The organism is Bradyrhizobium sp. 197 (assembly GCF_023073375.1).
In the GTDB taxonomy this organism is placed as follows: domain Bacteria; phylum Pseudomonadota; class Alphaproteobacteria; order Rhizobiales; family Xanthobacteraceae; genus Bradyrhizobium.
Genome location: NZ_JADPJJ010000179.1, coordinates 17,640 through 28,084, shown reverse-complemented (window position 1 = coordinate 28,084; position 10,445 = coordinate 17,640). Strand labels below are relative to the sequence as shown.

The window sequence follows — 10,445 nt, the reverse complement described above, 5'->3', positions numbered from 1 at the left end:
AAACATTGTCCCGATGCCCCACACAACTCATCCACAAACTCAGCGTCGCCTAACCGAGCAAACGGACCTGGGCAGTTACGCGCAGCGAAGCAATCCAGAATCTTTCCGCGGAGAGACTCAGGATTGCTTCGTCGCTTGCGCTTCTCGCAATGACGCGCGGAGAGAACGGAAGTTCAGCCCCGCCGCTTCGCGTTCGCGGCGATGGCCATCAGCGTGCGCTGGGCGATGGCGGCGGCGAGGGTGGATTGCTTGCGGGTGTCGAGCGCAGCGGTCGCGAGCTGCTCGATGATGGCGGCGAGCCGCGCCACGCTGAAATTGCGCAGCGCGGTTTCGACCGCGGGCTTTCGTGAAAAATGCAGGCGCGGATAGCCGCCGTCGAGCACCGCGGAAGCGGGCGTGCCGTCGGCGATTGCGAGCGCCGATTTGTGCAGCCACGCCGCCTGACGCAGCGCCGCAGAGATGATCACGCCTGGATAGGTGCCGGCGATCATGGCTTTGGCGAACTCGTTCTCGACGATCTCGGGCCGGCCGGCGAAGGCGCCGTCGACGATCGGATCGAGCTTCAGCTCCGACGCATCGGCGACGACGGCCATCACGTCGTCCAGCGTGATCTCGCCCTTGCCATGGGCATAGAGCGTGAGCTTGCGCAGCTCGTTGCGCGAGGCCTGGCGGTCGCCGCCGAGGAACGACATCAGCGCCGCGCGGGCGTCCTGCGCGATGCGCAGATTGGCGATGCGGAGCTCGTCTTCCATCAGCTTGGCCAGGTCGCGCTCGGTGTCGGGATAGCAGGCCATCGCGACGGCCGTTTTGGCACGCTCGCAGGCCTTGCGCAGTGGCGATTCCGGGCGCAGCTCGCCGGCCTCGATCACGATGCGGCAATCCTTCACGCCCATCTCCGCCAGCGTGTCGATGCCGCTGGCAAAGCTGCGCGAGCCGGCGCGGATGCGGATGGCGCGGCGGCCGCCGAACAGCGGCACCGTCATCGCTTCGTCCACGAGCCGCGACGGCTCGGCGGAGAGCTCGTCGCCATCGAGCTTGACCAGCGAGAAGGGATCGTTGGGATCGTCGACAGCCGAGGCGATCAGCGCATCGGCGCGTTCGCGCACGAGGCCGGCATCGGGACCATAGAGCAGGATGATCGGACGGCCCGCATCGGGGCGGGCGAGAAAGGCGTCGATCTCTTTTCCGCGCAGCGCGACCATGTTGCCTGGGGTTCGTCGTTCCGGGCGGCCCGGAATGACGGGATGAATTAAGTGCCTGCGGTGAAGAACGAGGCGAGGCGCGTCGTGATGTTCTCGGCGATCTCGTTGGCGGCGCGATCCTCGGCATCACGTACCGCGCGGTTGCGGCTGAAGCGCTGATAGGAGCCGGGCATGTCGTAGGACACGCGCGAGAACGTCGTGCCGGTCATCACCGACTTCCCGCTGACGACCTCGATCAAATTGTACTGGGCGTCGAGGCCGTAGTTTTCGCTGCTCGGCAGGCCGGTATTGGCATCGACGATCAGCGACGACTTGCTGCTTGAGAAGCGGATCTCAAGGCGGTGGGTCGGCGGCATGCCGGTGGCGGTGCCATAGAGCTTAAAGGCCAGCGCGTTGCGGACCTCGACGCCGACGCGGGCCTCGCGGGAGGCATTCGCCTTGGCGATCGGGGGCAGATCGACCCCCATCAGCTTCTCGCGCAGGCCGGGGGTGCCGTCGGTGCGCTCGGCGTACATAGGCTGGAAGCAGCCGGCCGTCAGGGCCGCCAGGGCGGCAACCGCCAGCAAGCGGGCTGCGATGCGGATCCTAGCCGACAACATTCACGATCCTCTTGGGGACGATAATCACCTTGCGGACGGGCTTGCCGTCCAGAGCCAGTTTTACCGCATCGAGGGCCAAAACGGCAGTCTCGATTTCCGGATTCTTGGCCGCTGTTGCAACTGTGACCTCACCCCGCTTCTTGCCGTTGACCTGGACCACCAGGGTCACGCTGTCTTCAACCAGCAAATCGCGTTCGATTTGGGGCCAATTGGCCTCGGAAACCAGCCCGCTGTGGCCCAGAACCTGCCAACACTCCTCGGCCAGGTGCGGCATCATCGGGGAGAACAGCTGGACCAGGATCTGGCTGGCCTCCCGGATCGCCCAGACGAGGTCGGGGGTGGGCTGGCCGGGGCGCTGCAATACTTCCGAAAACGTATTGGCGAACTCGCGGATATGGGCGAGGCAGACGTTGAAGTGCAGCCGCTCGATTCCGGTGGTGACCTTGTCCAACGCGCCATGGGCGGCCTTGCGCAAGGCGGTGGCGTCCGGGCCGAAGCTGGCCGGGCGAGCCGTCGGCGCGGTCTTGCCCAGTTTCATGGAGTCGTTCACCAGCCGCCACAGCCGCTGCAGGAAGCGCGAGGCGCCCTGGACGCGCTCGTCGCTCCAGATCACGTCGCGGTCGGGCGGGGAGTCCGACAGCATGAACCAGCGGGCGACGTCGGCGCCGTAGGTCTCGATGATGTCGTCGGGGTCGACCGTGTTCTTCTTCGACTTCGACATCTTCTCGATCGGGCCGATCTGGATGTCTTCGCCTGAGGTCAGCAGCGTCGCGCGGCGGCCGTTGGCGCCGGTCTCGACCTTGACCTCGACCGGTTGCACATAGGTGCCGTCGGCCTTCTGATAGGTCTCGTGCACCACCATGCCCTGCGTGAACATGCCGGCGAACGGCTCGTCCAGCGCAATGTGCCCGGTCGCCTTCATCGCACGCGTGAAGAAGCGGCTGTAGAGCAGATGCAGGATCGCGTGCTCGACGCCGCCGATATATTGGTCGACCGGCAGCATCCGGTTGGCGACCCCTGGCGTCGTCGGCGCGTTCTCGTTCCAGGGATCGGTGAAGCGCGCAAAGTACCAGGACGAATCCACGAAGGTGTCCATGGTGTCGGTTTCGCGTTGCGCCTTGCCGCCGCATTGCGGGCAGGTCACGTGCTTCCAGGTCGGATGATGATCGAGCGCGTTGCCGGGTTTGTCGAAGGTCGCATCATCAGGCAGTATGACGGGCAGGTCGGCGTCCGGCACCGGCACCACATCGCATTTGGGGCAGTGGATGATCGGAATCGGGCAGCCCCAGTAGCGCTGGCGCGAAATGCCCCAGTCACGCAGGCGGAAGTTCACTTGGCGCTCGCCGACTGGCGCGTTGCCGCGCAGCTCGGTTTCGAGACGCTTCGCCACGTCGTCCTTGGCCTGATCGATGGTCATGCCGTCGAGGAAGCGCGAATTGATCATGCGGCCGTCACCATCATAGGCGGTGTCGGTGATGACGAACGATTTCGGATCCTGGTCCTCGGGGCACACCACCGGAATGTTGCCGAGACTGTACTTGTTGACGAAGTCGAGATCGCGCTGGTCATGCGCGGGGCAGCCGAAGATGGCGCCGGTGCCGTATTCCATCAGCACGAAGTTGGCGACATAGACCGGCAGCTTCCAGGAGGGATCGAACGGGTGGACCGCACGGATGCCGGTGTCAAAGCCCTGCTTCTCAGCGGTGTCGATGACTTCCTGCGCGGTGCCGATCTTCTTGATCTCGGCAATGAACTCGGCAAGTTTCGGATTCTTCGCCGCGGCGGCCTGCGCCAGCGGATGATCGGCCGAGATCGCCATGAATTTTGCGCCGAACAACGTGTCCGGGCGCGTCGTGAAAATCTTCAGCTCGCTCTCGCCGGCCGGCGTCGTCGCCGCATCGAGCGCGAAGCGGATCAACAGGCCTTCCGACCGGCCGATCCAGTTGCGCTGCATCAGCCGCACCTTGTCGGGCCAGCGGTCCAGCGTATCCAGTGCCGACAGCAGCTCCTGCGAGTACTTCGTGATCTTGAAGACCCACTGGCTCATTTCCCGTTGTTCGACAACGGCACCCGAACGCCAGCCTTTGCCGTCGATCACCTGCTCGTTGGCGAGCACGGTCATGTCGACGGGGTCCCAGTTCACCTTGCGCTTTTCGCGCTCGGCGAGGCCTTCGCGCAGGAAGTCCAGAAACATCTTCTGCTGGTGCTTGTAGTAACTGGGATCGCAGGTCGCGATCTCGCGGCTCCAGTCCAGCGACAGCCCGATCGAGCGGAGCTGCTTCTTCATCGCGGCGATGTTGTCGTAAGTCCAGGCCTTCGGCGCGACCTTGCGCTCGATGGCGGCGTTCTCGGCCGGCAGGCCGAAGGCGTCCCAGCCCATCGGATGCAGCACGTTGAAACCCTTGGCGCGCATGAAGCGGGCCAGCACGTCGCCGAGCGTGTAATTGCGGACATGGCCGATATGGATGCGCCCCGACGGGTAGGGGAACATCTCCAGCACATAGTATTTCGGCCGCGAATCGTCGTTCTTGGAGACGAAGATTGCCTGTTGGTCCCAGGCGGCTTGCCAGCGCGGTTCGGAGTCGCGGGCGTTATAGCGTTCGGAGGTCATGGAATCGTTTGGGTTTTCGTGGGTTCGGCCGTCTAAAGACGGCGGACTAGGCCATAGAAGTCCTCAAGGGGTCAATGGGTTGCCGCAATTTGGGAACCTTCGGCGCTGCACCGCATAACTACTGAGGCCGCGTTGGGGTGTGATTAAGGGGTCGATGCCAGTTTGCGACCGACCAGAACTCTCAAGACTTGTGATGGACGCCAGCTTCGACGATCCCGATTACGACTATGCCGCGTCCATTGCCGGACGGGCGATGCGGAGCATGGCCGAACAGCGGATCCCTGCAACGCCGACCAATTTCGCCGTCTGGTTCCAATATTTCGCGGGAAGCCATGACGATCTGCGCAACGCGATCGATCTCCTGATCGACCACAATCGACCCTTCGACGTCAGGACCAATCAGGATCTTTTCGAGACCTACGTCGCGCCCCAGGTGAGCGCCATCGTCGTCGACACGTCCGAGCGGCTCCACACCCTTATGGGCGCGGCGAAGGATTTTCTCGCGACTGCGATTGCCGACAATCACTCCCAGATGCAAGCGATCAACGAGGTCGCCGACCAGGGCAACGCCGGTGTCGACCCCAAAGCGCTGGTTGCCCAGCTCATGAACGAGTTGGGCCGCGCGGCCACCCGCGCGACGCGGCTCGAGGCGGGCTTTGCGGAAAAGACCCGCGAGCTCGACGTGATCCGCGACTCTCTCTCCAAATCCGAGGAGCGTGCCCGGACCGATACACTCACAGGCCTTGCAAACCGGCGGGCGCTCGATGAATTCCTGCGCAAGGTGCAGGCGACTGCGGATTGGGGCGAGCCGTTCAGCGTGCTGATGCTCGACATCGACCACTTCAAGACCTTCAACGACAGTTTCGGCCACGGCGTCGGCGACCAGGTGCTGCGCCTGATGGCAAAGGTGTTGCGCGAAAAGGTCCGCGAGCAGGATCTATCGGCGCGCTACGGCGGCGAGGAGCTGATCGCGGTGCTGCCGGATGCCGATCTGGCCGCCTGCGCCGAGGTCGCTGAGCGAATCAGGCGAGCAATCGCGGAATCCAGGATCACCCGTCGCTCGACCGGCGAGGTCCTGCCTGACATCACGGTTTCGATCGGCGTGGCGCAGTATCGGATCGGCGAGGCAACCGCCGACCTCATCGAGCGCTGCGACCGCGCGCTCTATCTTGCGAAGAACGGCGGCCGCAATCGTGTGGTGACGGAGATCGAGCTCGATCGCGCCGCGGCCGCGGGTTAACCCTCAACCGGCCATCATCATTTCCGCCGCGCCGTTGTCGATCACGGTGATGCCGTGCTCGACGACGTTGTTGCGGCCGCGGTGTTTGGCGGCGTAGAGCGCGGCGTCGGCGGCTTCGATCAGATCGCCGGGGCGCAGACTCTCGTTTGGCTTTGCCGCGGCAACACCGATCGAGACGGTGACGATCATGTGGGCGGAAGTGATGTGCGGTAGGCACAGCTTCAATACGGCCGCGCGGGCCTGCTCGCCGATTTCGACGGCGCGCGCCACGTCGGTGTTCGGCAGCAACAGGCAGAATTCCTCGCCGCCATAGCGGGCCGCGAAGCCCATCGTGTCGGCGGCGATGCCGGACAGCGACTCGCCGAGCCTGGTCAGGCAAGAATCGCCTTCGAGATGACCATAGGTGTCGTTGAACAGTTTGAAATGGTCGACGTCGATCATCAAAAGCGCGAGTTCGCTGCCATATTGCTGCGCGCGCATCCATTCGAAGTCGAGCCGGCTCTGGAAGCCGCGGCGGTTGGCGAGCCCCGACAACATGTCGATCGAGGCCATCACCGTGAGCCGGTCGTTGCTCGCCATCAGCTCGCGTTCGCGCTGGCTCAGCTGCGCGGCCATCGCATTGAACGCGCGGGCCAGCGGCACGAACTCGGCCGGCAGACGATTGCGCGCAGCGCGCGCCGACAGATCGCCCTCGCCAAGGCGCTTGGCCATATCGGCCAGCATCTCGATCGGCTTGATCACCAGCTTTTCGGCGGCGATCAGCGCGCCGAGCAGGACGAACACGACGACGAAAGCGAGCTGGAGATAAGCAGTGCGGATGTCGCGGCTCACGGCCGCAGACACCTTGTCCTCGTCGATGCTGGCGATCAGGCGGGCATTGGTGCCGGCGATGCGGATATAACTGACCGCGCGGCGGGAGCCGTCGGCGGCGAGGAAAGACAATGCGCCCTCGTCCTGGTCCGACCGCAGCGCCTTGTCGGCGATCGCGGACATCAGCGGCATGTTGTCGAGCGGACGACCGACCGCGCTGTGCTGGTCGGCCGGTGCCGCCAGCACGGTGCCGGCGCTGTCGACCAGGACGGCGGTGATGCCGGCGCGGCCACCCAGATTGCTCATGACCTTCGACATCCAGTCGAGGTTGACGGTGGCAAGCACGACGGCATCCGTGACGCCGCTGAAGGCAGACACCGGGTAAACCGCCATCACGGTCGGCGCCAGCACCGGCCGCGACAGGATGAAGTCGCTCAGCACGAAGCGGCCGGTTTCCTGTGCCTGCTGGAAGTACGGCCGGTCACTGAGATCGAGGCCGACATACATGTTGTTGGTGGCGCACTGGATGCGGCCGTCCTGGCCGGCGATCAAAAGCGTGCGGATCCATGGAAGATTCGACGGCAGGCTCGCGCGCAGCACGTCACAGCTCTTGCTGATGCCGCCGGCGGAGGCGCGGATGAAGGCTTCAGATTTCAGGATGGTCTCGACTGACGAGATCACCTCGCGCTGGGCGTCGGCGCTGTGCCTTGCGACGGTGGTGAATTCAGCTGCGGCCTGCGCGATCTGCTTCGTGCGCGTGTTTTCGAGCGAACGGATGCGCTCGAACATCAAGGGCGCCACCAGAATTACCGCGAGCAACGCAAGCCGCGCCCGGATTCCGAGAACCTGCTTGAGTTTCGCTCGTTTGCGGTTGAAACTGACGTTTGCCATCTTCGCTGCCCACCCCGCGGCCAAGGTAAAGCGAAGGGTTCAAAAACTCTTTCTTGAACTCGGTAAAATTAGAACTAGCTCCGCAACAACCAGCGCCCATGCGACATCATGACTGAAGCCAACGCCGCGCCGGTAACCGGCCATTCACCAAACGCGCTCGCCGCGGTCGAAGCCGAAATCGCGCGCGCCTGCGCGGATGCGCGGCGCGAACGTGCCTCCGTGACGCTGATCGCGGTCTCGAAAACTTTCGCAGCAGACGCAATTACCCCGGTCATCGACGCCGGACAGCGCGTATTCGGTGAGAATCGCGTGCAGGAGGCCAAGGGCAAATGGCCCGCGTTAATTTCTGTTTACTCCGATATTGCGCTGCATCTGATCGGGCCGCTGCAATCCAACAAGGCGAAAGAGGCCGTGGCGCTGTTCGATGCCATCCATTCGGTCGACCGCCCGAGCATTTGCCAAGCGTTAGCCAAGGAAATCGAATCTCAGGACAAGCACCCGGAACTGTTCGTCCAGATCAATATCGGCGAGGAGCCGCAGAAGGCCGGCATTGCCCCCGGGGAGGCCGACGCCTTCATCGCGAGCTGCCGCGACACCTATGGGCTGACGATCTCCGGGTTGATGTGCATCCCGCCGGTGGACGAGCCGCCGGCGGCGCATTTCGCGCTGACCGCCAAGATCGCCGCGCGCAATGGATTGAACAAGCTCTCGATGGGCATGAGCGCGGATTTTGCGACCGCCATCATGCTCGGCGCCACGCATGTGCGTGTGGGAAGTGCGATCTTCGGGCACCGGTGAATTATAGCCGCGACGGCGGCGGTGCGCGTAGCGCCTATGCGAACGCCACCGACACCTTCCCCAGCACCCCAAAATCCACCGCAAAATGATCGCCGGCCTGGATCGGCAGCGGCGGATGGCACGTGCCCGTGGTCACCACCTCCCCTGCCCGCAAGGTGAGGCCGAGGCCACGCAGCTCGTTGGCCAGCCAGACCAGGGCGATTCGGGGATCGCCGAGCACGTTCTTGCCGTGGCCGAGATAGCGCTTGCCGCGTAGCGTGATCTGCGGCCGCTCCTCGACGAGATCCATGGCGCGCCAGTTCGCAGTGGTCGCCGCACCCAGCACGAACAGATGCGCGCAGGCATTGTCGGCGATGAGCTGCGGCTCGCCGGCGCCTGCGAAATCGGCAAAGCGCGAATCGGGAATCTCGATTGCAGGATGCAAGCCGTCCACGGCGGCCAGCACCTCGTCGACAGTGTACGCCGCCGCGCGCGGCGGCAGATCGCGTCCCATGCGGAAAGCGAACTCAGGCTCGCCGACGCGCATCGCGTTGCCCTTCATCGCAGCCGTGCCGCCATCGGCGATCACGGTGTCGCTCATGATGCGGCCGGCCAGCGGTCCCTCGACATTGATGTGCTTTTGTCCGGACGCGCTTGTCGCCGCGATCTTCCAGCCGAACAATGTCCCGCTGAGCGCAGCCTGCACGGCGTAGCCCTCAGCGCGGCTCTGTGGCCGCAACCGTGGCTCCAGCGCGTCAAGCTTGGTGCCGTCGCGCCAATGTTGAACGAGGACGCGCGATGCGGCGGCGATCTGATCCCTGTCGAGCATGTATCCTCACCCGATGATGATTTTTGTTTTTGGTCCCAGCCGCCGCAGCAATTGTCGCATCGCCGCTTTGGTCATCGCGACGCAGCCTGCGGTCGGGCCGAAATTGTCGCGGGCCAGATGCAAGAACACCGCGCTGCCGCGGCCGGCGATGCGCGGCCTCGTGTTGTGGTCGATTTCGATGATGAAGTCATAGAGATGGTCGGTCCGCTTGAGCCGGTCACCGCCCTGCCCCTCGCCGAGCCGGATTCCCTGATTGTAATGACGGTCCCGGGGATTCTCGCACCAGGCGTCCGTGTCGCCGATGCTCCTCGCCGGCAAGAAGGTCTGCGGGCGGCTGTGCCGGTCGCCCCGCCACCACAAGCGCCTGGGACGGAAGCTGCCCCTCGGGGTGCCGCCATCGCCCTCGCGCTTGTTGGCCAGAATGCCACCCCGCCCGAGCGCGACCGGAATCGTCAGCGCCCCCGCGGTCAGCCAGCCCCGGCATGGATTCCCCGCCGCAGGCTTAATGCGGATCGCGGACAATGGCCCGGCGCCTCTGTTCATGGTGTAACTAGCTGAAGCAGCTTTGTTTTTCATGTGAACGTGCAATGTCGAATTCATTACAGGACATTCATCGAAGCGCCCTGCTATTCTGGGTTAGAGTGGTTCTGGCTTGTGAATCGGTAACAGCCCACTACTTCAACACGAACAACAATAATAACAGCGACCCCTAAACTTCCCTCTCGGCTGGGTGCAGCATGGATGCGCGCCGCGCCGGACCCCAAAAGGATGACCCCCTATGGCCAATGCCCGCAAGATCCTGATCGTGGATGACGATACCGATCTGCGCGATACGTTGGTGGAGCAATTATCGCTGCACGAGGAATTTGAAGCCTCCGCCGTCGATACCGGCGCCAAGGGCGCGAGCGCCGCGAAGGCCAATGCTCCCGATCTCGTCCTGATGGATGTTGGCCTGCCCGACACCGATGGCCGTGAAGTGGTGCGTTCCTTACGCAAGGGCGGGTTCAAGGCTCCGATCATCATGCTCACCGGGCATGACACCGATTCCGACACGATTTTGGGGCTGGAATCCGGCGCCAACGACTATGTCGCAAAACCCTTCCGCTTCGCGGTTCTGTTGGCTCGTATCCGCGCCCAGCTCCGCCAGCACGAAGCCAGCGAGGACGCGGTGTTCTCGGTCGGCCCCTATTCTTTCCGGCCCGGCTCCAAGATGCTGACCGCCGCCAATGCGCGCAAGGTCCGGCTGACGGAAAAGGAAACCGCCATCCTCCGCTTCCTCTACCGGGCCGGCCAGATGCCGGTCTCGCGCGAGACCCTGCTCCAGGAGGTCTGGGGCTACAATTCCGGCGTCACCACCCACACGCTGGAAACCCACATCTACCGCCTTCGCCAGAAGATCGAGAAGGACGCCGCCAACCCCGAGATCCTGGTCACGGAAGCCGGTGGCTACAAGCTGGTGCCGTGATACGCTTCAGGGGCGTGCGAA

The 10,445-nt window shown here is 64.1% G+C and carries 9 protein-coding genes; 3 read left to right on the top strand and 6 right to left on the bottom strand.

Annotated elements, in window-relative coordinates; all coding sequences use genetic code 11:
- Window positions 1-173 precede the first annotated feature (173 nt).
- The 3 genes from holA to leuS are packed head-to-tail and all read right to left on the bottom strand — an operon-like array spanning window position 174 to window position 4,412.
- Window positions 174-1,202 carry a DNA polymerase III subunit delta gene (gene holA, locus IVB27_RS39290; RefSeq protein WP_247447917.1) on the bottom strand — a complete coding sequence of 343 codons (1,029 nt, stop codon included), beginning with the start codon at window positions 1,200-1,202 and terminating at the stop codon, window positions 174-176.
- Window positions 1,203-1,249: 47 nt separating this feature from the next.
- Complete coding sequence (gene lptE, locus IVB27_RS39285; RefSeq protein ID WP_247352557.1) at window positions 1,250-1,801, bottom strand: LPS assembly lipoprotein LptE; 552 nt, start codon at window positions 1,799-1,801, stop codon at window positions 1,250-1,252.
- Window positions 1,788-4,412 (bottom strand): leucine--tRNA ligase, encoded by a 2,625-nt coding sequence (leuS, locus tag IVB27_RS39280; RefSeq protein WP_247447916.1) that lies wholly within the window; start codon window positions 4,410-4,412, stop codon window positions 1,788-1,790. Before leuS ends, lptE begins: the two co-directional genes overlap by 14 nt.
- A gap of 193 nt (window positions 4,413-4,605) precedes the next feature.
- Between leuS and IVB27_RS39275 the strand changes: the two genes are divergently transcribed.
- Window positions 4,606-5,652, top strand: coding sequence for a GGDEF domain-containing protein (locus IVB27_RS39275; protein WP_247447915.1), 1,047 nt, complete (start codon window positions 4,606-4,608; stop codon window positions 5,650-5,652).
- Between the two features lie 3 nt (window positions 5,653-5,655).
- Here IVB27_RS39275 and IVB27_RS39270 read toward each other — a convergent pair whose 3' ends face one another.
- The gene (locus IVB27_RS39270; RefSeq protein ID WP_247352552.1) at window positions 5,656-7,353 is read right to left on the bottom strand and encodes a diguanylate cyclase domain-containing protein; all 1,698 of its coding nucleotides are present in this window, start codon (window positions 7,351-7,353) and stop codon (window positions 5,656-5,658) included.
- Window positions 7,354-7,461: 108 nt separating this feature from the next.
- Here IVB27_RS39270 and IVB27_RS39265 point away from each other — a divergent pair, with 108 nt between their 5' ends.
- Complete coding sequence (locus IVB27_RS39265; protein WP_247352549.1) at window positions 7,462-8,151, top strand: YggS family pyridoxal phosphate-dependent enzyme; 690 nt, start codon at window positions 7,462-7,464, stop codon at window positions 8,149-8,151.
- A 34-nt stretch (window positions 8,152-8,185) separates the two neighbouring features.
- On the opposite strand, the gene IVB27_RS39260 is transcribed toward IVB27_RS39265, so the two are convergent.
- Together IVB27_RS39260 and IVB27_RS39255 are read right to left on the bottom strand one after the other, a co-directional pair.
- A complete protein-coding gene (locus IVB27_RS39260) occupies window positions 8,186-8,959 on the bottom strand; it encodes a 2-keto-4-pentenoate hydratase (RefSeq protein WP_247447914.1) in 774 nt (257 codons plus the stop codon).
- Between the two features lie 6 nt (window positions 8,960-8,965).
- On the bottom strand, window positions 8,966-9,502 hold the full coding sequence (locus IVB27_RS39255) for a L,D-transpeptidase family protein (protein WP_524536550.1): 537 nt from the start codon (window positions 9,500-9,502) through the stop codon (window positions 8,966-8,968).
- A gap of 235 nt (window positions 9,503-9,737) precedes the next feature.
- Here IVB27_RS39255 and IVB27_RS39250 point away from each other — a divergent pair, with 235 nt between their 5' ends.
- Window positions 9,738-10,424, top strand: a complete 687-nt coding sequence (locus IVB27_RS39250) for a response regulator transcription factor (protein WP_007598630.1) — start codon at window positions 9,738-9,740, stop codon at window positions 10,422-10,424.
- Window positions 10,425-10,445 lie beyond the last annotated feature (21 nt).

Coding starts and splice junctions, on each gene's coding strand:
- holA (WP_247447917.1), bottom strand. CDS start 1,202: ATGGTCGCGCTGCGCGGAAAAGAGATCGACGCCTTTCTCGCCCGCCCC.
- lptE (WP_247352557.1), bottom strand. CDS start 1,801: ATGTTGTCGGCTAGGATCCGCATCGCAGCCCGCTTGCTGGCGGTTGCC.
- leuS (WP_247447916.1), bottom strand. CDS start 4,412: ATGACCTCCGAACGCTATAACGCCCGCGACTCCGAACCGCGCTGGCAA.
- IVB27_RS39275 (WP_247447915.1), top strand. CDS start 4,606: ATGGACGCCAGCTTCGACGATCCCGATTACGACTATGCCGCGTCCATT.
- IVB27_RS39270 (WP_247352552.1), bottom strand. CDS start 7,353: ATGGCAAACGTCAGTTTCAACCGCAAACGAGCGAAACTCAAGCAGGTT.
- IVB27_RS39265 (WP_247352549.1), top strand. CDS start 7,462: ATGACTGAAGCCAACGCCGCGCCGGTAACCGGCCATTCACCAAACGCG.
- IVB27_RS39260 (WP_247447914.1), bottom strand. CDS start 8,959: ATGCTCGACAGGGATCAGATCGCCGCCGCATCGCGCGTCCTCGTTCAA.
- IVB27_RS39255 (WP_524536550.1), bottom strand. CDS start 9,502: ATGAACAGAGGCGCCGGGCCATTGTCCGCGATCCGCATTAAGCCTGCG.
- IVB27_RS39250 (WP_007598630.1), top strand. CDS start 9,738: ATGGCCAATGCCCGCAAGATCCTGATCGTGGATGACGATACCGATCTG.